The sequence below is a fragment of the Georgenia satyanarayanai genome, assembly GCF_900116375.1.
In the GTDB taxonomy this organism is placed as follows: Bacteria; Actinomycetota; Actinomycetes; order Actinomycetales; family Actinomycetaceae; genus Oceanitalea; species Oceanitalea nanhaiensis.
Genome location: NZ_UETB01000002.1, coordinates 165,006 through 187,624 on the forward strand (window position 1 = coordinate 165,006; position 22,619 = coordinate 187,624).

A 22,619-nucleotide genomic window follows, 5' to 3' on the forward strand; every position below is an offset into this window, starting at 1 on the left:
GCGTGCGGTCACGAGGCGTCGGGCGTGGTCCCCGTCTGCGGCTCACCGGCCGGCGGGTCGTGCGGCTGCGCGACGGAGACGACGTCGAGCTGGAGCTCGTCGATGACCGGCGCGGTCGGGTTCCAGTCGCTGGGCCGGTGGCGCTCGCCCGTCTCGGAGTGGGAGCCGCAGCCGTGGTCGAGGCTGACGACGCCGCCGTCGTCGGGGGACCACTCGTTGGCGCACACCCCGAAGACCTGGCGCAGGGAGCCGGCCAGGGGGAGGAAGAAGGCGCAGGTGGAGCACGGGGCCGCGGCGGCGCGGGCGCCCTTGGAGGTGGGGCCGTGCTCCCCCTCGTACCAGCGGGTCGCGGCCCGGCTGCGGCCCTCGGCCGACAGCACCCGCTCCCGGCCCAGGCCCACCTCGTAGGCGAGCTCGGGACCGAGGACGTCGGCGTCGATGCCGGTGGCCTCGTACGCGGCGTCCAGCCGTTCGTCGTCGCCGATGTAGGGCAGCTCGTCGGTGGGGCCGACGTCGCTGGGCTGCAGCCGCTGCGACCACGGCACCCAGCCGGGCGCGAGCACAGCCTGCGAGCCGGGCAGGTGGTTGACCTCCACGACCGTGGCCCGGCGAGCGCGCGGCGGCCGCGACAGCGTCACCGCCCAGTACCAGCCGTGGTAGCCGGGCAGCAGGGAGGCGAAGACGTGGGTGAGGAGGCGGGAGTCCTCGACGACGTAGCCCGCGTGCTCACCGACCTGCGCCTCACCGACGTCGGCGACGACGGCGTCGCGAGCGAGGTCGACGGCCCCGGCCAGCACCGCCTCCTTGGCGGGCGGGGCGGTGCGGGGCACGAGCACAGCGGGTCCAGTCACGACTTGATCCTAGTTGCCGTGGCTCAGGCGTCGAACTGGTCCGCGAGGACGCGCAGCACCTGGGCGAGCTTCGCGCCACGCCCCTTCTCGGGGTACCGGCCGCGGCGCAGCTCTCCGGAGGCACGGTCGAGCTCACGGATGAGGTCCTCGACGATCGGCACCATGTCCTCGGCCGGGCGGCGGTGCGCCTTGGCGACCGAGGGTGGCGGGTCGAGCAGACGCACCGAGAGCGCGGAGGGTCCCTTGCGGCCGTCGGCGAGACCGAAGTCCACCTTGGTGCCGGGCTTGGGGTTCGGGTTGTCCGCCGGCAGCGCCGAGGCGTGGAGGAAGACCTGGGTGCCGTCGTCGGCGGTGATGAAGCCGAAACCACGGTCGGCGTCGAACCACTTGACCTTGCCGGTGGGCATGGGACCTCTCTGGGCGGTGCAGGGGGCGGAGGAGGCGGCACGGTGCCGCCGGGAGGAACCACCAGTTTACCGGCCCCCGCGCCCCCGCAGGGCCCGATCCACGTCCGGCGATCGCCGGGGCGCCACCGGGCTATACCGTGGAGGACGGGGCCGGGAGGTCCCGGCGCACCGAGCGAGCGAAGGGCGAGAGATGAGCCAGCAGTCCCCGGACCCGGTCCAGCAGGAGGTCCTCAGCGTGCTGGCCCGCTGGATGGTCGACAGCTTCCCCGCGGAGCCCGGCTGGGACGAGCTGCACATGCAGCTGCGACCGCTGCGCGACGTCGTGTCCTTCCGGGTCGTCGAGGTCCGCGGCGAGGAGCGCACCGCCCGCCTCGGCCGCCTCACCGCCGACCAGCCGCCCTACACCCTGGCCCGACGACTGCAGGACCTCAACGCCCAGCCCGAGCAGGGCACGTGGATCGAGGCCGCGCTCACCCTGAGCGCCACCGGCTGGCCCGAGCCCACCTTCACCGTGACCGGGCGCTTCAACCGCGACGGCGAGCCCTCCCCCTGGCGGGAGGGCGACGAGCCCCTCGACGCGACGGACCTCGTCCACCACCTCACCCGCTACCCGCGCCGCGCCGACGCCGTGCCCGGCTGGATGGCTCAGCGGATCACCGACGCCGGCCTCGCCGTCCCCGGGCCGGGCGGCGCGGAGGGGACGACGGCCGGTGCGGGCGCCGCCGTCGCCGAGGAGGAGGGGGCGGCGGTCGCGAGCATCGCCGAGCCCGGGGGCCGTCCGCGCCCCGAGGTCCTCGACATCGTCGTCGACCGTGACGGCCCGGTGCTCGCCGACGGCACCCGACCCGGACGGCGGCGCCTCCGCCTGGGCGGCTCGCTGCGGCTCCTCGACGTGCTGGAGACCGTGGGCGTCCCCCTCACCTTCATCGACGACCGCGGCACGTGGATCGTGCGCCTGGGCGAGTCGCGCGACGCGGGTCAGGTCCTCGCCGTCGTCGAGCAGGGTCAGGGCGCCCCGACCGGAGCGGTCCCCGACGCCCGCGTCCACCTCCTCACCGAGGCGCAGCCCGCCGACCTCCTCGACGAGGACGGGCGCCTGCTCCTCTACTACTGCTCGGTGCCCGGGGAGCTGGAGGTCGTCCTCGACAGCGCCCGGCTCGGGGAGGTCGTCCCCCCGCCGGCACCGGCCACGCCCCCGGACAACGCGCTCGTGCGCACCGCCGTCGCCGAGTTCGCCGCCGACCCCGGCCCCCGGCGCATGCTCCACGTGCTGCGCCAGGCCCTCGGCGGGAAGCTCGTCGTGGACGCGACCGGGTCGGAGCTGCCCGCGCCGGGCACCCCGGCTCCCGAGCTGCGTCTCACCACGCTGACGGCGCCGGACGGCAGCCGTGCCCTCGCGGCGTTCACGAGCAACGCGGCCCTCGCGGAGTTCCGCGGCAAGGCCGCCCCGACCGACGAGCGGGTCACCGGCATCGCGCAGTCCGGCGTGGCGCTGCTCGAGACGTTCCGCAAGGCCGAGGAGCTGGGCTGGTTCCTCATCGACCCGAACGGCCCCTCCTGCGCGATCGGCCGCAAGGAGGTCGAGCTCGCCCTCGCCGCCCCGAGCGCGAGCGCCGTCAAGGACCTCCTCGCCGGCCCGCACACCGCCCAGGAGCTCGTCACCGCGCTGGGTGAGCCGGGGACCCAGCTGTTCATCGCCCACACCGAGACCGACGGGCGCGCCGGGCCCGTCCTCGTGCGCGACCGCACCGACGGCAAGCCCGTGCTCCTCGCGTTCACCTCCCCCGTCGAGGTGGCCGCCTACAACCCCGACTTCGGCGCCCGCCGGCTCCCGGCCGGGGCGCTGCTCCAGCTCGTCGTGGCCAACCGCGCCAAGGCGCTCGTGGTCAACCCGTCCGGTCCCCAGGGCGTGCTCCCCCTCGCCCAGGTGTGGCACGCGCTCGGCAACCCCGACCTCCCGCCGGCCCCCGCCGGCACCGCCGACGACGGCGGGACCGGCACAGGCGAGAGCGAGGGCACCACCCCGTGACCACCGGCGGGACGGCCCGGCTGGCCGACGTCGTCACCGAGCTCGCCCGGCGGCAGGACACGGACGTCGTCGCGCTCCTGCGCGACCGCCCCGACCTGCCCGTGCCGCCGCCCACGACGCTCACCGCCCTGGCCGCGCGCGCCTGCTCCCGGCCCTCGGTCGAGCGGGTGCTCGCGGGTCTGGACCAGCACGTCCTCGAGGTCGCCGAGTCGGTGTGCGCGCTCGGTGGGCTGGGACCGGTGGACGCGGCGGCCGTGCGGGCCGCCACGGGTGCCGAGGACCGGGCCGCGGCGGCGAGCGTCGACGAGGCCTACGCGCGTCTGGAGCGTCTGCTGCTCGTCGTCGGCGGCCTGCCCGTCCTCGCGCTGCACGAGGCCCTCGGCCCCTACCCGGCACGGCTCGGGCCGCCGCTCGCGGCGCTCGACACGGTGCACACGCCCGTGACGACGCCCGAGGCGCTCACCGCCGTGCTCACCGACGCCCCTCCCGCCGCCCACCGGGTGCTCGACGCGCTCGTCACCGGCACGCCCGTCGGCGTGACGAGCGGCGAGCCGGCCGGCGCCACGCGCTGGCTCCTCGACCACGGCGTCCTCCAGCGGCTCGGCGCCACCCAGGTGGTACTGCCGCTGGAGACCGGGCTGGCCGCGCGGGCCGGGCGCACCCACCCCGAGCCCCACCCGCACCCGCCGCAGGTCGAAGCACCCACCCGGCCGGCCGCCGTCGTCGCCGCCGAGTCCACGCGTGCCGCCGAGGAGCTGGTCCGGCTCGTGGGTGTGGTCGTCCGGCAGTGGACGCAGGAGCCCGCGCCCGCGCTGCGCAGCGGCGGTCTGGGGGTGCGAGAGCTCCGCCGGCTCGCCGGTGACCTCGCCACCACCCCGGAGCAGGCGGCGGAGATCGTCGAGATCGCCGCGATGGCGGGCCTCGTCGGGCCCGACGACGACGGCGAGCGCCCGGTCCTCGGGCCCGCCGCCCCCGCAGCGGACTGGGCCGAGGACGAGCTCGCCGACCGGTGGGTGGCGCTCGCCGAGGGCTGGCTGGCCTCCACGCGCATGCCGTGGCTCGTGGGCACCCGCGACGACCGCGGCACGCTGCGTGCGGCGCTCGGCCCGGGCCTGGAGCGGGGCTGGGCGGCGCGGCTGCGCCGTCGGGTGCTGTCCGTGCTCGCCTCCCTGCCCGCCGGGACGGCACCGGCCCCCACCGACGTCCACGCCGTGCTGCGCTGGCAGGCGCCGCGCGCGACGCCGCCCGAGGCGAGCGTCGCGGCCGTCCTCGCCGAGACCGAGCTGCTCGGGCTCACCGGCGCGGGGGCGCTCGGCTCGGCGGGCCGTGCCCTGGCCGCCGGGGCGGAGCCGGCCGAGGTCGCGGCCGCCCTGGCCCACGACCTGCCCGAGCCGGTGGGCGAGATCCTCGTCCAGGGTGACCTCACCGCCGTCGTGCCCGGACGCCCCACGCGTGAGCTCGCCGAGCTGCTCGACCAGGTGGCCGACGTCGAGAGCCGCGGTGCGGCCCTCACGGTGCGCTTCACCGCCGAGTCGGTGCGACGGGCGCTGGACGCGGGCACGGAGGCGCCGGACCTGCTCGAGCGGCTGGCCGCGGTCTCGCGGACCCCGCTGCCGCAGGCGCTGGAGTACCTCGTGGGGGACACCGCCCGGCGGCACGGGCGGCTGCGCGTGGGCGGTGCGGGCAGCTACCTGCGCACGCCCGACGAGCCCACCACCCGAGCCCTCCTCGCCGACCCGCGGCTGGCCACCCTCGGCCTGCGGGAGATCGCACCGACGGCGCTCGTCAGCCGCGCCCTGCCCGGGGAGCTGCTCGAGACCCTGCGCCGCACCGGGGCCGCCCCGGTGCTCGAGGGGCCCGGTGGCGCGGCGGTGACCGGGCGGACCGAGGCCCGGCGCGGTGTCCGCACGGCACCGCGCGTGCGGCGGGCCGGTGAGGTCCAGGTGCAGGGTCCCGACGACGTCGCCCTCGAACGGCTCGTGGGTCGGATGCGCTCCGGTCAGGAGCGCGCCGACCAGCGCGACGACCTCCCGGCGACCGACCCGGTCCACACCGTCGCGGCCCTCCGGGAGGCCGCGAGCAGCGGCAGCACGGTCCGCGTCGTCCTCATCGGCGCGAGCGGGAAGCCGGAGCGCAGACGCGTGCGCCCGGTGAGCGTGGAGGGCGGGCGCGTCCGGATGATCGACCTCGACCGCGAGTCCGAGCTCGTCGTCGCCATCCACCGCATCAGCGCCGTCTCCGACTGACCCCCCCCCTCAACGTCGCAAGTGGTAGGTCCGGTGACGCTCTCGGGCGCCATAACGTCGGTCAACTCACCACCTGGCCGGGTGACGGGAGGCGACGGCCGCGGGACAATTGTCGGATGCCTGATGGCCCGCTCATCGTCCAGTCCGACAAGACCCTGCTCCTCGAGGTCGACCATCCCCGTTCCCGGGACGCCCGCCGCGCGATCGCCCCCTTCGCCGAGCTCGAGCGCGCCCCGGAGCACATCCACACCTACCGGCTCACGCCGCTGGGGCTGTGGAACGCGCGCGCCGCGGGGCATGACGCCGAGCAGGTGGTGAGCGCGCTCATCGACTTCTCGCGCTACCCCGTGCCGCACTCCCTGCTCGTCGACGTCGCCGAGACGATGGACCGCTACGGGCGCCTGCGTCTCGTCGCTCACCCGGCCCACGGGCTGGTCCTGGAGAGCACGGACGACGCCGTGCTCGAGGAGGTGCTGCGGTCCAGGAAGATGGCCGGTCTCGTCGGTGAGCGGCTCGACCCGAGCACCGTCGTCGTCCACGCGAGCGAGCGCGGCCAGGTCAAGCAGGTGCTCGTCAAGCTCGGCTGGCCGGCGGAGGACCTCGCCGGGTACGTCGACGGCGAGGCGCACCCGATCGCCCTCGAACAGGACGGGTGGGCGCTGCGGCCCTACCAGGAGGAGGCCGTGGACACCTTCTGGCACGGCGGCTCCGGCGTCGTCGTCCTCCCCTGCGGGGCGGGCAAGACCCTCGTCGGCGCAGGTGCGATGGCCCGATCGGCGACGACGACGCTCATCCTCGTCACCAACACCGTCTCGGCCCGCCAGTGGCGCGACGAGCTGCTGCGCCGCACCACCCTCACCGAGGACGAGATCGGGGAGTACTCCGGGGCACGCAAGGAGGTGCGGCCGGTGACGATCGCGACCTATCAGGTGCTGACGACGAAGCGGAAGGGCCTCTACCCGCACCTCGAGCTGCTCGACGCCCGCGACTGGGGCCTCATCCTCTACGACGAGGTCCACCTGCTCCCGGCGCCGATCTTCCGCATGACGGCGGACCTCCAGGCCCGCCGCCGGCTCGGGCTCACCGCCACGCTCGTGCGCGAGGACGGCCGGGAGGACGAGGTCTTCTCGCTCATCGGCCCCAAGCGCTACGACGCGCCGTGGAAGGACATCGAGGCGCAGGGCTACATCGCGCCGGCCGAGTGCACCGAGGTGCGGCTCACCCTGCCCGACAGCGAGCGGATGGTCTACGCGACCGCCGAGGCGGAGGACCGCTACCGGCTGGCGGCCACCGCCGGCGGCAAGGAGCGGGTCGTGGAGGACATCGTGCGCCGGCACCCCGGGGAGCAGGTGCTCGTGATCGGGCAGTACCTCGACCAGCTCGAGGACCTGTCCGCACGCCTGGACGCCCCCGTCATCACCGGCGCGACGAGCGTCAACCAGCGCGAGCAGCTGTTCGCGCAGTTCCGCGCCGGTGAGCTGCCGGTGCTCGTCGTCTCCAAGGTCGCGAACTTCTCCATCGACCTGCCCGAGGCCTCGGTCGCGGTGCAGGTGTCCGGGTCCTTCGGCTCCCGGCAGGAGGAGGCGCAGCGGCTGGGGCGCCTGCTGCGGCCCAAGGCCGACGGCAAGACGGCGCACTTCTACACCGTCGTCACGCGCGACACCGTCGACCAGGAGTTCGCCGCGCACCGGCAGCGGTTCCTCGCCGAGCAGGGCTACTCCTACCGGATCGTCGACGCCGAGGACCTCACCGACACCGCGCTGCCCGCCGACAGCTGACCCACCCCCTTCGCCGAGCGCTGAGTTGTTACGCCCGCCCACCAGCCGAGGCGAGTCATCCCCCATCCGCCGAGCGCTGAGTTGTTACGACACACCGCCAGCAGAGTCACTCCCCCATTCCGCCGAGCGCTGAGTTGTTACGACCGCCGCGGGACCACGAAGCGCCCCATCCACTCGGTCGCGAGATGGGCGCCCGAGGGAATTGGGCCCTGAGTAACAACTCAGCGCTCGGCGATAGAGAGGCCGTAACAACTCAGCGCTCGGCGACGGAGAGGCCGTAACAACTCAGCGCTCGGCGACGGAGAGGCCGTAACAACTCAGCGCTCGGCGATAGAGGGGGCGGGGCGACCGGGGGCGGTCAGGTGTAGGCGAGTTGGGTGATGCGCTCGAGGGTGGCGGCGGTGCGGCGGGAGAGGGCGGCGTCGTCCGGGTCGGTCGTACCGGTACGCACCCGCTCGGCGAAGCGCGCGACCTCCGTGCCGTACTGGTCCCCTTCGACCTCGACGACGGCGGGCGCGGCCCCGTCGCGCTCGACGACGATCCGCGCGACACCTCCCCGCTGGTCCGCCCGGAACACGTCCGGCAGGTGGATGGCGCCCGCGCTGCCGATGAGCCTCGCCTCCGCGCGGAAGGCCGCGTCGAAGGAGCAGTGGAGGTTCGCCGTCACCGCCCCGTACCGCGCGGCGACCGACACCCGGGTGGCCGCCCCGCCCGGCTCCTCGACCGTCGCGACCACGCCGAGGTCGTCCGGCTCGGCGCCGGTGAGCCAACCGAGGAGGTCCACCGGGTAGCAGCCGATGTCGTTGTGGGCGCCGCCGCCCAGGTCGCGGCGCAACCGGATGTCGAGCGGCTCGGTGCGCGCCTGGACGAAGTGGAAGGAGGACTCGACGGTGACGAGCTCACCGATCTCGCCTGCCTCGAGCATCTCGCGCACCCGCTGCAGCTGCGGGTGGTAGCGGTACATGAAGGCCTCGGCGACCTGCACGCCCGCCCGCCGGGCGGCCCCCTCGACGGCGTCGAGCTCGGCCACGCCCTGGACGATGGGCTTCTCGCACAGCACGTGCTTGCCGGCCTCGACGGCCGCGATCGTCCACCGCGCGTGCTCGGTGTTGGGCAGCGGGACGTAGACGGCGTCGACGTCCGGGTCGGCGAGGAGCTCCTCGTGGCTGCCGTAGTGGCGCTCGATCCCCAGCCGCTCGGCGTAGTCCTGCGCCCGGCCGCTGGCCGAGCTCACCGCCACGACCTCACCGGCACCGGCCCGCCGGATGGCGGGGATGACCGCCTTCTCCGCGATCCGTGCCGCACCGAGCACGCCCCACCGCACCACGTCCACCATCGAGCTCCTCCTCCAGTCACGGGCTGCGGTCAGGCTAGCGCGACGCACCGACCCACCCGCTCGACCGACGTCGTCCTCCTCCGACCCGGCATGATGGGGGCCGACATGACGACGACGGGAGGCCAGGTGGACGAGGAGCGCGTGAGCGCCGAGCTCGTCGCCGTCATCACGGCGGTCCAGAACGACGTCCCGCTGGTCCTCACGACCGCCGACGGCCGGCTGCTGCCCTCCGGCCCGCTCGAGCCCGGCGGCGGGTCCATGCAGGCCGGCATGCGCTCGTGGGTCACCCGCCAGACCGGGTACGAGCTCGGCTACGTCGAGCAGCTCTACACCTTCACCGACCGCAGCCGCGGGCCGGGCTCCGTCCTCGCGATCTCCTACCTCGGCCTCACCACCGTCTCCGCGGTCACCCCGGGCTGGCGCAGCTGGCTCGAGTACTTCCCCTGGGAGGACCAGCGGGTGGGCGACGGCGTGATCGGGGAGGTCCTCGCCCCCGCCCTGGAGCGGTGGGCCACGACGACGGCGGACGACAAGCTGGCCCAGCGGCGCCGCCTCCGCGCGGCCGTGACCTTCGGCCTCGAGGACCACCCGTGGCTGCCCGAGCTGGCCCTCCAGCGCTACGAGCTCCTCTACGAGGCCGGCCTCGTGCCCGAGGCGGACGGCGGCGCCGGCGCGCCGGGCCTGCCGATGCAGCGCGACCACCGCCGGATCCTCGCCACGGGCATCAGCCGCCTGCGCGCCAAGATCCAGTACCGGCCGGTCGTCTTCGAGATGCTGCCGGAGAGCTTCACGCTCGGCCGGCTGCAGACGACGGTCGAGGCGGTGGCCGGGCAGCCGCTGCACAAGCAGAACTTCCGCCGGCTCGTCGAGCAGCAGGAACTCGTCGAGGAGACCGGTGAGGTGGACACGTCCACCGGTGGTCGCCCGGCCAAGCTCGTCCGCTTCCGCCGCGCCGTCCTGGACGAGCGTGAGGCCGTGGGGACCAAGCTCCCGATCGCCCGGCCCAGGTGAGGACATTGCGCTGCGCCGACGGTGCAGCGAAGATCGCAGGGTGAGCCAGACCTCCTCCCGGCGCCTGCGCGCCGCCCTCGTCGCGCCCCTCCTCGTCCTCCTCGGCCTCGTCGCCGGGCCGGCGGCCGCCGAGCCGCCGCTCTACCTCGAGGAGCGGGTCACCGACAACGCCGGTGTGCTCGGTGGCGAGGCCGGGGAGGTTGAGGACGCCGTCGCCGAGCTGCAGCAGGACACGGGCATCTCCCTCTTCGTCGTCTTCGTCGACGAGTTCGACGGGATGAGCGCCGACAGCTGGGCGCAGGAGACCTTCGAGACCTCGACCATGGGCAGCGACGACTCCTTGCTCGCCGTCGCCGTCGATGACCGCGCCTACTTCCTGGGCGGGGGCACCGCGGTGGTGTCGGAGGAGGGCTACGCCCAGATCCGCTCCCAGCTGGTCGAGCCCGAGCTCGGCCAGGACAACTGGGCCGGTGCGGCCGTGGCGGCCGCCGAGGGACTGCGTGACTGGCAGGACGGCGGCGAGGTCGGTGACACGGGCGGCAGCAGCGGCGGTGGGATCGGCTTCGGCACGATCTTCCTCATCGGTCTGCTCGTCATCGCGGCCATCGCGCTCTTCTCCTGGGTGCGCGGCCGTGGCAAGCGGGACGGGGCCCCGCGCGGTCCGCGCGGCCAGGAGCTGCCGGCCGACCACCCGCTGCGCCTGCCCACCGAGGAGCTCAACAAGCGGGCCGGCTCGGCGCTCGTCGCCGTCGACGACGCGATCCGGTCCTCGGAGGAGGAGCTCGGCTTCGCCCGCGCCCAGTTCGGGCTGCAGGCCACCGACCCCTTCAGCAACGCGCTCGCCGAGGCCAGGACGAAGGCCGCGCGGGCCTTCCACGTGCGCCAGCTCCTCGACGACGACCAGCCCGAGACCGAGCCCCAGGCCCGCACGATGATGGCCGAGATCCTCACCCTCTGCGACGACGTCGCCACCACCCTCCAGGAGCAGGCGGAACACTTCGCCGAGCTGCGCGACATGCAGTCCCGGGCGCCGCAAGTGCTCGGGGAGATGGAGATCCGCGCCGGGGAGGTCGAGGGCCGCCTGCCCACCGCGCGCGTCGTCCTCGACGGGCTCGCCGCCCGTTACCCCGCCTCCGCGCTCACCTCGATCTCGCAGAACCCGCAGCAGGCCACCGGCCTGCTCGAGGGGGCGCGGGAGGCCATCGCCGAGGGGCGCCGCCACGTCGACGCCGGTGACCGGGCGGCCGCTGTCGCCGCCGCCTACACCGCCCAGGAGGCGATCGGGCAGGCCGCCTCCCTCCTCGACGCCGTCGACCGCGCCGGCGACGACCTCGCCCAGGCCGGCCAGCGCCTGGACGCCGCCCTCGCGTCCATCGGCTCCGACATCCAGGACGCCGCCCGTCTCGCGCCCGACGACGGCGTCGTCGCGCCCCGCGTGGCGGAGGCCCGCGCCGCGATCGAGCAGGGCAACCAGGCCCGGCAGGGCGGGGACCCGCTCGCCGCCCTCGAGCGGCTCACCGCCGCCGAGGACGCGCTCGACGCCGCACTGGCGCCATCCCGGCAGCTGGACGAGCGCCGCGAGCGCGCCCGCACCCAGCTCGCCCACCGCCTCGACGCCGTCAACGCCCGCATCGGAGCGGTCTCCGACTTCGTCCGCACCCGCCGCGGCGCCGTCGGCAGCGAGGCCCGGACGCGGCTGTCCGAGGCCACCCGGCTCGCCGAGCAGGCCGCCGACCTCGCCGACAGCGACCCCGAGCGCGCCCTCGCCCTCGTCCAGCAGGCCGAGCAGCGCATCGCGGCCGCCCAGCAGCTCGCCGAGCGGGACATCAACTCCTTCGGCGGGTTCGGTGGGGGCTTCGGCGGTGGCTACGGCGGGCAGCGAGGCGGCGTCGACGTCGGCTCCCTCATCCTCGGCGGCATCCTCCTCGGCGGCGGCAACAGGCACAGCGGCTGGGGCGGCGGCGGCTTCGGCGGGGGCGGAGGCTTCGGCGGTGGGGGCGGCTTCGGCGGAGGTGGGGGCGGCTTCGGCGGAGGCGGCGGCTTCGGCGGAGGCGGCGGCCGCTTCTGAACGCGCGCCCGGCACGGCAGGCTTTTGCAAGAATCCATCAGGACCACACGACGAAGGGCAGCACCATGACCGAGAAGCAGAGCATCCTGGGGCGCATCGCCCAGCTGACGCGGGCGAACATCAACGCGCTCATCGACCGCGCTGAGGACCCGCAGAAGATGCTCGACCAGCTCGTGCGCGACTTCACGAACTCCATCGTCGAGGCCGAGGAGGCGGTGGCCGTGACGATCGGCAACCTGCGCCTCGCCGAGCAGGACCACGCTGCCGACCTCGAGGAGGCCCGCGACTGGGGCAACAAGGCCCTCGCCGCGTCGAACAAGGCCGACGAGATGCGGACCGCCGGCAACGCCGCCGAGGCCCAGCGCTTCGACGACCTCGCCAAGATCGCCATCACCAAGCAGATCGCCGCCGAGCAGGAGGCCCGTGACGCCGAGCCGATGATCGCCTCGCAGAACGAGGTGGTCGACAAGCTCAAGACCGGCCTCACCCAGATGCGCGGCAAGCTCGAGGAGCTGAAGTCCAAGCGCGACCAGCTCGTCGCCCGCGCCAAGACCGCCGAGGCCCAGGGCAAGGTGCAGAGCGCCATCTCCTCGATCAACGTCCTGGACCCCACGACGGAGATCTCCCGCTTCGAGGAGCAGGTCCGCAAGGAGGAGGCGCGCGTCGCCGGCCACGCCGAGCTCAACGCCGGCTCCCTCGAGTCGCAGTTCGCCGAGCTCGAGGACTACGGCACCAAGAGCGAGGTCGAGCTGCGCCTCGCCGCCCTCAAGCAGGGCAGGACGACGGGCCAGATCGAGGCCTGACGCACCGGCCGCACCACCGCGTAGGGGCCCGGGTCCGTGACGGACCCGGGCCCCCACGTCCGTTTTCGGCCGTGACGCGGCCCGGCAGCCGCCGTCGTCGTCCACTCGTCGCTAAGGTGACCCCATGCCCGACGCGCCGCGCACGTACCTGCTCATCGACGGTGAGAACATCGACGCCACCCTGGGGATGAGCGTCCTCGGCCGGCGCCCGGCGCCCGAGGAGCGCCCGCGCTGGGACCGCATCCTCGACTTCGCCCACGCCGCCTTCGACCAGCCGGCCAAGGGCCTGTTCTTCCTCAACGCGAGCTCGGGGCAGATGCCGATGAGCTTCGTCCAGGCGCTGCTCGCCATGAGCTTCCACCCGATCCCGCTGTCCGGCCTCTCCTCGGAGAAGGTCGTCGACATCGGTATCCAGCGCACCCTCGAGGCGATCGCGGACCTGCCCGAGGGCGACATCCTCCTCGCCAGCCACGACGGCGACTTCCTCCCCCAGGTGGAGCGGCTCGTCGACGCCGGCCGCCAGGTGGGCGTCATCTGCTTCCGCGAGTTCGTCAACCACCAGCTCACCGAGCTCACCGCACGCGGCCTGCGGATCTTCGACCTCGAGGACGACCTCGGCGCCTTTCAGACGCCGCTGCCCCGCGTGCGGATCATCCCGCTGGGGAGCTTCGACCCGAGCCGCTACCTCTGACCGTGAGGAGCCTGCTCGTGCGGCGGGCGCGGCTCGTGCCGGTCGCCTCCCGCCGCGGCGCCTCCTCCCCGGGCAGCGCCGTCGTCGACGTGCGCGTCGTGGACGGGCGTGTGGTCGAGGTCGGGCCGGACCTCGCGCCCGGGGGTGAGGAGCTCGACGCGGACGGCCGGTGGCTCGCGCCCGGGCTGTGGGACCAGCACGTCCACAGCAGCCAGTGGGCACGGTCCTTCACCCGGATCGACCTCACGACGGCGCGCAGCGCGGCCGAGGCCGTCGAGACGGTGCGTGCGGCCGTCGCCGCCCGACCGCCCTCCCCGGGTGCGCTCGTCGAGGGCTACGGCTTCCGTGACGCGCTGTGGCCCGACCTGCCGACGACGACGGCGCTGGACCGGGCGGCACCGGGTGTGCCGGTGGTCCTCGTCTCGGGTGACGTCCACTGCGGGTGGCTGAGCAGCGCGGCGATGCGCCAGCTCGGGCTGACCCCGCGTGACGGGCTCATCCGCGAGCACGAGTGGTTCGACGTCCTCGCCGCCATCGGCCGGCTGCCGCAGTCCGGTGACGGTGGGCTGCGCGCGGCGATGGAGGCGGCGGCGGGACGCGGGGTCGTCGGCGTCGTCGACATGGAGTTCGCGGCCAACCACCGCGTGTGGCCCGAGCGGGTGGCGGCGGGCCTCGACTCGCTGCGGGTCCGCACGGGCGTCTACGTCGACGACCTCGACGACGTCCTCGCCACCGGCCTGCGCACCGGCGACCCGCTGCCCGGCGGCCCGGGCCTGCTCACCATGGGCCCCCTCAAGGTCATCTCCGACGGCGCGCTCAACACCCGCACCGCCTTCTGCCACGAGCCCTACACCGCCGTCGGCGCCGACGCCGGGACCGACGCGGGGCACGGGGAGCAGACGGTCCCGGCACGCGAGCTGCGCGAGCTCATGGCGCGCGCCTCCGGGGCGGGTCTCAGCACGGCGGTCCACGCGATCGGCGACGCAGCCGTGACGATCGTCCTGGACGCCTACGAGGCGACGGGCGCCCGCGGGACCGTCGAGCACGCCCAGCTGGTCGCCGCGGCCGACGTGCCGCGATTCGCGTCCCTCGGGGTGGCCGCCAGCGTGCAGCCGGCGCACCTGCTCGACGACCGCGACCTCGTCGAGGCCGCCTGGCCCGGACGCGCGAAGCGGACCTTCCCGCTGCGCGACCTGCTCGACGCCGCCGCGGAGCTGCGCTTCGGCTCCGACGCCCCCGTCGCGCCGCTCGACCCGTGGCTCGCCATGGCCGCCGCCGTCACCCGCACGGCCGACGAGCGCCCGGCGTGGACCCCCGCCCAGTGCCTCACGCCCGCCGAGGCGCTGGCCGCGAGCACCGACGGCTGGGGCACCGTGGCCCCCGGCCACCCCGGCGACCTCGTCCTCCTCGACGCCGACCCCCTGACGACCGACCTGCGTACCGTCCCCGTCGCCGCCACCCTCCTCGCCGGCCGCCTCACCCACGACGCCCGCTGACCCCCGGCGCCCTCCCTCTCGCGAGCGCTGAGCTGTTCCTCCCGCCCCCCTCGCGCCCTCCCCTCACCCGCCGAGCGCTGAGTTGTTACTCCTCCGCCCCCACGTGCCCGACCCCTCACCCGCCGAGCGCTGACTTGTTACTCCTCCGCCCCCACGTGCCCGCCCCCTCACCCGCCGAGCGCTGACTTGTTACTCCTCCGCCCCCACGTTCCTCCCCCTCACCCGCCGAGCGCTGAGTTGTTACTCCTTGAACCACTCCGCGGGGACGACGTGTCGGGAGCAGTGCTCCACAGTTCGCGCCTCACGCCCGAAGTCCCCGCGTCCTCACAGACGGCGGAGACCGGTTCGACGGTTGCTGCCACCGTTCACCGATGGACGTCATCTCTGAACCATTCACCTACGAACACGCCCGACGACACGGCCTGACGGCCAACGACCTCGTCGAGCGCTGCCGTGCAGGGGAGCTCGTGCGCCCACATCGCGGCGTCTACCTGCCAGCTCACCTGGTCGACGACCTCGATGCTCGCGTGGTCGCCGTCGGCCTTCTTCTTCCCCGGGGCGCTGCGGTCGCCCGCGAGTCTGCGGCCTGGATGCTCGGCCTCGACGTCCGCCCGCCCGAGCGGTGGCGGAGCGCCCCCAAGCTCGAGTGCCTCGTGCCCCTCGACGGGATACGGCCTCGCCACCCCGGCGTCAACGCCTTCATCAGCGCGCTGCCCCCGGACGACATCGTCGTCATCAACGGCATCGCCTGTACCACGGCGACTCGGACAGGCCTGGACCTCGCTCGCTGGCGTCCTCGCTTCATCGGGCTCGGCGCGGTCGATGCGCTGGCCCATGCCGGACTGACGACCGTCACTGAGCTCGCCGAGGCGGCGGGCCGCTTGGCTGGTCACCGCTTCATCCGGCGGGCACGTGAGGTCATCGACCTGTGCGAACCCGCAACGGAGTCAGTCCCTGAGTCGTGGTGCCGCCTGCGCCTCATCGAGGCCGGCCTCCCCCGACCAGCCGTCCAGGTCAGTCTTCGGGACGCGGACGGCAGGGAGGTCTATCGACTCGACATGGGGATCCTCGAGGCACTCGTTGGCATCGAGTACGACGGCGCCGAGCACCACCTCCGGACAGTAGCCGACCGCGAGCGCGACGAGGCGCGCAGAAAGGACATACGCAGACGCTGGCGTTGGCGCGTCCTCCCCGCCACCGCGGCGGACATCCTCGGACGCTCTCCCCAGCTCGAGGGCGCTGTCATGGAGCTGCTCGGCATCTCGATCGACTTCCGCCGCCAGGACTGGGGTCTGCAGGCGTAACAACTCAGCGCTCGGCGGGATGGGGAGGCATAACAACTCAGCGCTCGGCGAGATGGGGAGGCGTAACAACTCAGCGCTCGGCGGGATGGGGGTGTTCATGGGGCTTTCAGGAAAGTTCCAGGGAAGGGCGGCAGACTTGGGGCATGACCGGGGACCAGGCGCGCCTGCTCGTCGTCGACGACGAGCCGAACATCCGTGAGCTCCTCACGACGTCGCTGCGCTTCGCGGGCTTCGAGGTCGTCGCCGCCGCGGACGGCAACGAGGCGATCCACCTCGCGGTGGAGGCCGAGCCGGACCTCATCGTCCTGGACGTCATGCTCCCCGACATGGACGGCTTCACCGTCACCCGCCGCCTGCGCGAGCGTGGACACCACACCCCGGTCCTCTTCCTCACCGCCCGCGACGACATGTCCGACAAGGTCACCGGCCTCACCGTGGGCGGTGACGACTACGTGACCAAGCCCTTCAGCCTCGAGGAGGTCGTCGCCCGCATCCGGGCGATCCTGCGGCGCACCCAGCAGCAGGAGCCGGACGAGGGCGTGCTGCGCTACGCCGACCTCGAGCTCGACGAGGACGCCCACGAGGTACGCCGCGCCGGGCACGTCATCGAGCTGTCCCCCACCGAGTTCAAGCTCCTGCGCTACCTCATGGTCAACGCCGGCCGGGTGCTGTCGAAGGCGCAGATCCTCGACCACGTGTGGGAGTACGACTGGGGCGGCGACGGCGCGATCGTCGAGTCCTACATCTCCTACCTGCGCCGCAAGGTCGACGGCCGCGGCACCGACGGCGAGAAGCCGGTCCCCCTCATCCACACCCGCCGCGGCGTCGGGTACATGCTCCGCGAGCCCACCGGATGACCCTGCACGAGCGCCTGAGCGCGGTCCCGATCCGCGGCCGGCTCGTGCTCATCGTCGTCGTCGTGCTCGGGCTGGGACTCACCGTCGCGGGCGCGACCACCGGCACGCTGCTGCGCGCCTACCTCCTCGAGCAGACAGATGAGCAGATCGCGACGGCGGCACGGAACGTCAACATCGACACCCTCGAGCAGCTTGCCGCGAACCCGGACGCCGGATCCGTCATGCCGTCCGACTACTTCCTCAGCCTGGGCTTCCCCGGCGCCACGCCGGTCACCATCGTCGCCGAGTGGACCCTGCCCCGTTTCGGCAGGCCCGAGCTCCCCGACACGGTGTCGACCCTCGGGGAGGCCTACACCGTGCGCAGCGACGAGCCCGGCCAGCGGTGGCGCGCCGTCACCTACGGCGTCCAGGACGCCCCTGCCGGCACGACCCTCACCGTCGCCCTCCCGCTCGAGGGTGCCGACGAGACCGCCTACCAGGTGGCGCGGACGATCGTCGTCTCGGGCGTGCTCATCATCCTGCTCGGGGCCGCGCTCAGCTGGTTCGCCGTCGAGCGGGCCCTGCGCCCGCTGCGGCAGATCGAGCAGACCGCCGGCGCCATCGCGGCCGGGGACCTCTCCCAGCGGGTGCCCGCGACCGACCCGCACACGGAGGTCGGGCGCCTGTCGCACTCGCTCAACACGATGCTCGCGCAGATCGAGCAGGCCTTCGCCGCCCAGGCCGCCTCCGAGAGCCGGATGCGGCGCTTCGTCTCCGACGCCAGCCACGAGCTGCGCACCCCGCTCGCCACCGTCCGCGGCTACGGCGAGCTCTACCGGATGGGTGCCATCCCCGAGGCCGAGCTGCCCGCCGCGATGGCCCGCATCGAGGGTGAGGCTCGCCGCATGGGCGGGCTCGTCACCGACCTCCTCCAGCTCGCCCGCCTCGACGAGGGCCGCCGCCTCGCCCGCGAGCCCGTCGACCTCGCCGTCCTCGCCCACGACGCCGTCGCCGACCTGCGCGCCCTCGATCCCGGGCGCACCGCGACGCTCGTCCCGCTGGCGGACGGCATCCCCAGCCCGGACGCGATGGTCGTCCTCGGCGACGAGAACGCCCTGCGCCAGGTGCTGTCCAACCTCACCGGCAACGTCGTGCGGCACACCCCGGCCGGCACGTCCGTGGAGGTGGCGGCCGGGCGCCAGGGCGGCGACGTCGTCGTCGAGGTCCGCGACCACGGTCCGGGCATCTCGCCCGAGCACGCCGAGCGCGTCTTCGAGCGCTTCTACCGCCTCGACGACTCCCGGGCCCGCTCCTCCGGCGGCTCGGGCCTCGGCCTGGCGATCGTCTCGGCCCTCGTCGCCGCGCACGGCGGCACCGCGCGGGTGCTGCCCACCCCCGGGGGCGGCACGACCGTCCGCATCACCCTCCCGGCAGCCGACACGATCCCGTCCTGACGGGTCGCCTGACAGATCCCGCCACAAACGGTCCTGGCATCAGCGCGACACGCCGACGACACGCCGTGGTGAGCTCGTTCCTGCGGGCGTTCGGTCCGCCTTTGTGGCGGGATTCGGAAGTCGGCGCCGGGCCCTGGACCGGACCGTGGGTCGCCCGTCCACAGTGAGCACCCATGTCGACGCCACCCACAGTCCGCCGCTCGCCCCCGACCTGTCGTCGGCGCCAGACCGACCATTCCCCCATGGACGTCGTCACCAGGCTTCTGGAACTGGGCGGCGTCGCGCGCCGCTCAGAGCTGGTCGGCTCGGCAGCAGACCGACGCGCGCTCGCGGAGGCTGTGGCCCTCGAGACGCTGCGTGACCTCGGAGGTGGCTGGGTCGCCGCCGTGGACGCCGATGCGGCCGTCGTTGCCGCCCGCCGGTTCAACGGCACCATCACCTGTGTCAGCGCGGCACCCTTCTACGCGCTGCAGCAGCTCAGAGTTCCCGAGCGCGTCCACATGGCCGTTCCGCGCGCCAGAGGCGCGCGTCCAGTCCCTCTCCGCCGCGCGGTCGTCGTGCACCGCGAGACGAGCTGGACCCGCCCGTCCGGCCGTGTTCCGCCCGTAGCACCACTGGTCGAGGTCCTCGCCCGGGTCCTACGCTGCTGCCCGGAGGACGAGGCCGTCACCGTGGTCGACTCCGCGCTGAACCGCGGACTGATCACCGTGGAGGAGATCGACCGCAGTCTGGAGGGCCCGGCAGTCTCCGGGCACGGACGGCGCTCCACCGCTGTGACGGTCGCAGCCGCTCGGCGATCGAGACGCTGGCGCGGCTCGCCCTGCGTGCCGCGGGGTACAGCGTCGAGGCAGGTGTCCCGATCCGGGGCGTCGGCGAGGTCGACCTGGTCGTGGCCGGGAAGGTGGTCGTCGAGTGTGACGGGTTCAGCTACCACTCGGGCCGGCACGAGTACCGGGAGGATCGCCGCCGCGACCGAGCTCTCGCCGCACTGGGCTACGTCACCCTGCGGTTCACCTGGGAGGACATCATGAATGATCCGGGGGTGGTCGTCGCTGCCGTCAGGGCCGTCCTCGAGCGGAGGCAATCGGCACGCTAGAGACGGGCCGCGCGGATCGCGCCACAACCACGGCCGGACGGGCCGTGGATCGCCGGCATCACGCGAAGCCTCGCGCTCGCTCACTGCCTGATGAGTCCCTTTGTGGCGCGATTCGCGAACCGAGTGGCTAGGCGTCGTAGATCTCCACCTCGGCCGCCTTGACGACGAGGACGACGTCGTCGCCCACCCCGACCCGCAGGACGCTGAGGGACGCCGGGGTCACGTCCGCAGCCAGGCGGGTGCCCGACGCCGTCTCCCCGCGCACCCGGACGAGGGCTCCCTGCTGCTCCAGACCCGTCACCCGCACCGGCAGCACGTTGCGTGGGCTGCCGCCCGGGGCGGTCCGGTGGACAGCCACCGCGCGCGGGGAGAACGCGGCGGCGGCGCGCCCGGTCCTCGCCGCCGGCTGCGCGCTCGCGAGCCCGTGGACGACCTCGTCGCCGGCGCGCACAGCGTCCGCCGCCACCCGCTCACCGAGGAGCAGGTTGACCCCCGCGAGCCGCGCGCCGAAGCCGGACCGCGGCCGGCCGAGCACCTCCGCCGTCGTCCCCTGCTCGACGACACGGCCGGCCTCGAGCACGACGACGTCGTCGGCGAGGGCGAGGACGTCGAGCAGGTCGTGGGTGACGACGACGGCGGCCCGTCCGGAGCCGCGCAGCGCCGCGCGCAGGACCTGGCGCAGCTGGGCCGCGGCGTCGACGTCGAGGGCGGAGAGGGGCTCGTCGAGCAGCAGGAGGTGCGGGTCCGGTGCGAGCGCCCGGGCGAGGGCCACACGCTGCGCCTGCCCGCCGGAGAGCCGGTGCACCCGCCGCTCGGCGAGCGCCTCCGCGCCCACCTCCGCCAGCCGGGTCCGTGCCACCTCGTCGGCCGCGCGACGTGCCACTCCGCGGGCCCGGGGCCCGAAGGCGACGTTGGCGAGGACGTCGAGGTGGGGCAGGAGGAGCGGCTCCTGCGCGAGGAGCGAGATCCGGCGGCCGTGCGGCGGCACCCAGGCCCCCTCCCCCGCCACCCGCCGCCCGGCGACGTGGACCTCGCCGTCGGCCGGCCGCACCGTGCCCGCCGCGAGCCCGAGCACCGTGGACTTGCCCGCGCCGTTGGGCCCGAGCAGCGCGAGGACCCGGCCCGCCGGGACGGTGAGCTCGATCTCCACGTCCCGCTCCGGGACGGCCGCGCGGACGCTGAGCGCCGGCGCGCTCACGAGGCCGCCCCACCGCGCCGCGGGCGCTGGGTGAGCAGGACGATGCCCGCCGCGACGACGACGAGCACGAGCGAGAGGGCTATCGCGGCGTCGGGGTCGGTCTCGCGCTGGAGGTAGATCTCCAGCGGCAGGGTCCGGGTGACACCCTGGAGGGAGCCGGCGAAGGTGAGCGTGGCGCCGAACTCCCCGAGGCAGCGGGCAAAGGCCAGCGCCGTCCCCGAGCCGAGGGCGGGCATGAGCAGCGGGATCGTCACGCGGCGCAGCACGGTCGTCGGTCGGGCGCCGAGGGTGGCGGCCACGACCTCGTGCCGACGCCCGGCCGTCCGCGCGGCGCCCTCGACGGCGATGACGAGGAAGGGCAGGGCGACGAAGGCCTGGGCGAGCACGACCGCCGTCGTCGAGAACGCGATGTCGATGCCGAGCACCTCGAGGCACTGCCCGAGCAGGCCGCGGCGGCCGAAGGTGGTGAGCAGCGCGAGGCCGGACACCACCGGCGGCAGGACGAGCGGCAGGAGGACGACGGTGCGTACCACCCGGGCACCGGGCAGGCGTGACCAGGCGAGCACGAGGGCGAGCGGCACCCCGAGCACGACGGCGAGGAGGGTGGCGGCGGCCGAGGTCCGCAGGCTGAGACCGAGCGCCGCGAGGGAGGCCTCGGAGGTGAGGAGCTCGGGCAGCTGCCCCCACGGCACGCGCAGCACCAGGCCGAGCACCGGCAGGGCGATGAGCAGGACGCCGACGGCGGCGGGCACGAGGGCCCAGCGCGGCAGGCCGCCGGTGAGGTCACCCGGCACCCGGCGGACGGAGGGCCGGTCCCGCGTGACGGTCATGGCGCGAGGAACCCGGCCTCGTCGAGCACCTGCTGGGCCTCCCGGCCGAGGAGGAGGTCGACCCAGGCAGCGGCCAGCTCCGGGTCGGCGGCGTCGGCGGTGACGGCCACCGGGTACCGGTTGAGCACCTCTCCAGCCCGGGCGACGGGGACCGCCTCGACGGCGTTCCCCGCGGCGGCTGCGTCGGTCCGGTAGACGAGCCCGGCGTCCGCCTCCCCGCTCGTCACCTTGCCGAGCACGTCCGTCACGCTGCCCTCCTCGCTCACCGGTGCGAGCGAGACGCCGTGCAGGCCGGCCAGCGTGGCGGTGGCGGCGCCGCAGGGCACCTGCGGCGCGCAGACGACGAGGGCGACGTCCTCGAGGCTTCCGTCCAACCCGGTCACGTCGGCCGGGTTTCCGCTCGGGACGACGAGCGTGAGCACGTTGCGCGCGAAGATCTCCGGCTCCTCGGCGACGGTCCCCGACGCGACGGCCCGTGCCATCGTTGTCTCGTCCGCGGTGGCGAGCACGTCCGCGGGAACACCGGCGTCGAGCTGCGCGACGAGGTCGGAGGAGCCCGCGAAGGAGAAGGCCACCTCGGCGCCGGGGTGCTGCTCGGTGAAGACCTCGGCGAGGTCCTCGAACACGCCGTGGAGGGATGCCGCGGCGAGGACGGTGAGGCGCTCGTCCGGCGCTGCGGCGCTCCCCGCGTCCGCCCCTCCACAGGCGCCCAGGCCCAGCGCGACGACGACGGCGGCGGCGAGGCCCCGTCCGCGGGTCACCGGTTCTCCCGGGGTGCTTCCACGATGACGGTCGTGGCCTTGACGACGGCGGAGGCGAGCGATCCGGGCTCGAGTCCGAGCTCCTCGACCGCCTCGGCGCTCATGAGGGACACCACCCGGAAGGGCCCGCACTGGAGGTCGACCTGCGCCATGACACCGTCGGCCCGGACCCTGGTGACGAGCCCGGTGAAGCGGTTGCGAGCGGAGCTGGTCACCCCGCCGACGTCCGGCAGCTGGCGTCGTTCGGCGAGCTCCTGGGCGTAGCGGGCCAGCTCGGCGCCGTCGACGACCTTGCGCCCGGCATCGTCGGTGCCGGCGGCGAGGTGTCCGTCCTCGACCCACCGGCGCACCGTGTCGTCACTGACGCCGAGCAGCGAGGCGGCGGAACCGATCCGATACTGCGGCATGTTTGCGAGCATACCGC

19 protein-coding genes are annotated in these 22,619 nt (G+C 74.5%); 12 read left to right on the forward strand and 7 right to left on the reverse strand.

The genetic code is table 11. The annotated features are described in order from the left end of the window. Positions 1 to 8: 8 nt before the first annotated feature. Together DSZ44_RS04910 and DSZ44_RS04915 are read right to left on the reverse strand one after the other, a co-directional pair. Positions 9 to 851: a DUF3027 domain-containing protein gene (locus tag DSZ44_RS04910; RefSeq protein ID WP_110851490.1), complete on the reverse strand. Its 843-nt coding sequence runs from the start codon at positions 849 to 851 to the stop codon at positions 9 to 11. A 23-nt stretch (positions 852 to 874) separates the two neighbouring features. Further along, the gene (locus DSZ44_RS04915) at positions 875 to 1,258 is read right to left on the reverse strand and encodes a cold-shock protein (RefSeq protein WP_110851491.1); all 384 of its coding nucleotides are present in this window, start codon (positions 1,256 to 1,258) and stop codon (positions 875 to 877) included. Between the two features lie 190 nt (positions 1,259 to 1,448). On the opposite strand from DSZ44_RS04915, the gene DSZ44_RS04920 reads away from it, so the two are divergent. The 3 genes from DSZ44_RS04920 (at position 1,449) to DSZ44_RS04930 (ending at position 7,311) form a co-directional block, all read left to right on the forward strand. Beyond that, entirely contained in the window at positions 1,449 to 3,287 is a 1,839-nt protein-coding gene (locus DSZ44_RS04920; RefSeq protein WP_110851492.1) for an SseB family protein, read from the forward strand. Beyond that, positions 3,284 to 5,533 carry a helicase-associated domain-containing protein gene (locus DSZ44_RS04925; RefSeq protein ID WP_258369233.1) on the forward strand — a complete coding sequence of 750 codons (2,250 nt, stop codon included), beginning with the start codon at positions 3,284 to 3,286 and terminating at the stop codon, positions 5,531 to 5,533. Before DSZ44_RS04920 ends, DSZ44_RS04925 begins: the two co-directional genes overlap by 4 nt. A 116-nt stretch (positions 5,534 to 5,649) precedes the next feature. After that, positions 5,650 to 7,311 carry a DNA repair helicase XPB gene (locus DSZ44_RS04930; protein WP_110851493.1) on the forward strand — a complete coding sequence of 554 codons (1,662 nt, stop codon included), beginning with the start codon at positions 5,650 to 5,652 and terminating at the stop codon, positions 7,309 to 7,311. Positions 7,312 to 7,669: 358 nt separating this feature from the next. Here DSZ44_RS04930 and DSZ44_RS04935 read toward each other — a convergent pair whose 3' ends face one another. Further along, on the reverse strand, positions 7,670 to 8,647 hold the full coding sequence (locus tag DSZ44_RS04935; RefSeq protein ID WP_110851494.1) for a Gfo/Idh/MocA family protein: 978 nt from the start codon (positions 8,645 to 8,647) through the stop codon (positions 7,670 to 7,672). A gap of 105 nt (positions 8,648 to 8,752) precedes the next feature. Between DSZ44_RS04935 and DSZ44_RS04940 the strand changes: the two genes are divergently transcribed. The 9 genes from DSZ44_RS04940 to DSZ44_RS18710 all read left to right on the forward strand — a co-directional run bounded on the left by DSZ44_RS04940 (position 8,753) and on the right by DSZ44_RS18710 (position 19,406). After that, positions 8,753 to 9,658, forward strand: a complete 906-nt coding sequence (locus DSZ44_RS04940; protein ID WP_110851671.1) for an NUDIX hydrolase — start codon at positions 8,753 to 8,755, stop codon at positions 9,656 to 9,658. 40 nt (positions 9,659 to 9,698) lie between these two features. Beyond that, complete coding sequence (locus tag DSZ44_RS04945; protein ID WP_110851495.1) at positions 9,699 to 11,726, forward strand: TPM domain-containing protein; 2,028 nt, start codon at positions 9,699 to 9,701, stop codon at positions 11,724 to 11,726. A gap of 65 nt (positions 11,727 to 11,791) precedes the next feature. Continuing rightward, positions 11,792 to 12,529 carry a PspA/IM30 family protein gene (locus DSZ44_RS04950; protein ID WP_110851496.1) on the forward strand — a complete coding sequence of 246 codons (738 nt, stop codon included), beginning with the start codon at positions 11,792 to 11,794 and terminating at the stop codon, positions 12,527 to 12,529. 124 nt (positions 12,530 to 12,653) lie between these two features. Beyond that, positions 12,654 to 13,220: an NYN domain-containing protein gene (locus DSZ44_RS04955; RefSeq protein WP_110851497.1), complete on the forward strand. Its 567-nt coding sequence runs from the start codon at positions 12,654 to 12,656 to the stop codon at positions 13,218 to 13,220. A 2-nt stretch (positions 13,221 to 13,222) separates the two neighbouring features. Continuing rightward, the gene (locus DSZ44_RS04960; protein ID WP_110851498.1) at positions 13,223 to 14,716 is read left to right on the forward strand and encodes an amidohydrolase; all 1,494 of its coding nucleotides are present in this window, start codon (positions 13,223 to 13,225) and stop codon (positions 14,714 to 14,716) included. Between the two features lie 371 nt (positions 14,717 to 15,087). Then, positions 15,088 to 16,020: a type IV toxin-antitoxin system AbiEi family antitoxin domain-containing protein gene (locus DSZ44_RS04965; RefSeq protein ID WP_110851499.1), complete on the forward strand. Its 933-nt coding sequence runs from the start codon at positions 15,088 to 15,090 to the stop codon at positions 16,018 to 16,020. 143 nt (positions 16,021 to 16,163) lie between these two features. Then, positions 16,164 to 16,877, forward strand: coding sequence for a response regulator transcription factor (locus DSZ44_RS04970; protein ID WP_110851500.1), 714 nt, complete (start codon positions 16,164 to 16,166; stop codon positions 16,875 to 16,877). Continuing rightward, positions 16,874 to 18,310, forward strand: coding sequence for a sensor histidine kinase (locus DSZ44_RS04975; RefSeq protein WP_110851501.1), 1,437 nt, complete (start codon positions 16,874 to 16,876; stop codon positions 18,308 to 18,310). Before DSZ44_RS04970 ends, DSZ44_RS04975 begins: the two co-directional genes overlap by 4 nt. Before the next feature lie 820 nt (positions 18,311 to 19,130). Continuing rightward, on the forward strand, positions 19,131 to 19,406 hold the full coding sequence (locus DSZ44_RS18710; protein WP_258369257.1) for a PDDEXK-like endonuclease domain-containing protein: 276 nt from the start codon (positions 19,131 to 19,133) through the stop codon (positions 19,404 to 19,406). Positions 19,407 to 19,533: 127 nt separating this feature from the next. On the opposite strand, the gene DSZ44_RS04985 is transcribed toward DSZ44_RS18710, so the two are convergent. From DSZ44_RS04985 to DSZ44_RS05000, 4 genes are read right to left on the reverse strand one after another with little or no spacing between them, the layout of a single operon-like run. After that, positions 19,534 to 20,604 carry a sulfate/molybdate ABC transporter ATP-binding protein gene (locus tag DSZ44_RS04985; RefSeq protein WP_110851503.1) on the reverse strand — a complete coding sequence of 357 codons (1,071 nt, stop codon included), beginning with the start codon at positions 20,602 to 20,604 and terminating at the stop codon, positions 19,534 to 19,536. Next, positions 20,601 to 21,434: an ABC transporter permease gene (locus tag DSZ44_RS04990; protein WP_110851504.1), complete on the reverse strand. Its 834-nt coding sequence runs from the start codon at positions 21,432 to 21,434 to the stop codon at positions 20,601 to 20,603. Before DSZ44_RS04990 ends, DSZ44_RS04985 begins: the two co-directional genes overlap by 4 nt. Beyond that, positions 21,431 to 22,195 (reverse strand): molybdate ABC transporter substrate-binding protein, encoded by a 765-nt coding sequence (gene modA / locus DSZ44_RS04995; RefSeq protein ID WP_110851505.1) that lies wholly within the window; start codon positions 22,193 to 22,195, stop codon positions 21,431 to 21,433. The genes DSZ44_RS04990 and modA overlap by 4 nt, the downstream gene beginning before the upstream one ends. Beyond that, the gene (locus DSZ44_RS05000) at positions 22,192 to 22,602 is read right to left on the reverse strand and encodes a TOBE domain-containing protein (protein ID WP_110851672.1); all 411 of its coding nucleotides are present in this window, start codon (positions 22,600 to 22,602) and stop codon (positions 22,192 to 22,194) included. The genes modA and DSZ44_RS05000 overlap by 4 nt, the downstream gene beginning before the upstream one ends. Positions 22,603 to 22,619 lie beyond the last annotated feature (17 nt).

Excerpts from the sequence above, each read along its gene's own strand:
- DSZ44_RS04915 (WP_110851491.1), bottom strand. The coding sequence starts at position 1,258 with ATGCCCACCGGCAAGGTCAAGTGGTTCGACGCCGACCGTGGTTTCGGC.
- DSZ44_RS04920 (WP_110851492.1), top strand. The coding sequence starts at position 1,449 with ATGAGCCAGCAGTCCCCGGACCCGGTCCAGCAGGAGGTCCTCAGCGTG.
- DSZ44_RS04930 (WP_110851493.1), top strand. The coding sequence starts at position 5,650 with ATGCCTGATGGCCCGCTCATCGTCCAGTCCGACAAGACCCTGCTCCTC.
- DSZ44_RS04935 (WP_110851494.1), bottom strand. The coding sequence starts at position 8,647 with ATGGTGGACGTGGTGCGGTGGGGCGTGCTCGGTGCGGCACGGATCGCG.
- DSZ44_RS04940 (WP_110851671.1), top strand. The coding sequence starts at position 8,753 with ATGACGACGACGGGAGGCCAGGTGGACGAGGAGCGCGTGAGCGCCGAG.
- DSZ44_RS04950 (WP_110851496.1), top strand. The coding sequence starts at position 11,792 with ATGACCGAGAAGCAGAGCATCCTGGGGCGCATCGCCCAGCTGACGCGG.
- DSZ44_RS04955 (WP_110851497.1), top strand. The coding sequence starts at position 12,654 with ATGCCCGACGCGCCGCGCACGTACCTGCTCATCGACGGTGAGAACATC.
- DSZ44_RS04965 (WP_110851499.1), top strand. The coding sequence starts at position 15,088 with ATGGACGTCATCTCTGAACCATTCACCTACGAACACGCCCGACGACAC.
- DSZ44_RS04970 (WP_110851500.1), top strand. The coding sequence starts at position 16,164 with ATGACCGGGGACCAGGCGCGCCTGCTCGTCGTCGACGACGAGCCGAAC.
- DSZ44_RS04975 (WP_110851501.1), top strand. The coding sequence starts at position 16,874 with ATGACCCTGCACGAGCGCCTGAGCGCGGTCCCGATCCGCGGCCGGCTC.
- DSZ44_RS04990 (WP_110851504.1), bottom strand. The coding sequence starts at position 21,434 with ATGACCGTCACGCGGGACCGGCCCTCCGTCCGCCGGGTGCCGGGTGAC.
- DSZ44_RS05000 (WP_110851672.1), bottom strand. The coding sequence starts at position 22,602 with ATGCCGCAGTATCGGATCGGTTCCGCCGCCTCGCTGCTCGGCGTCAGT.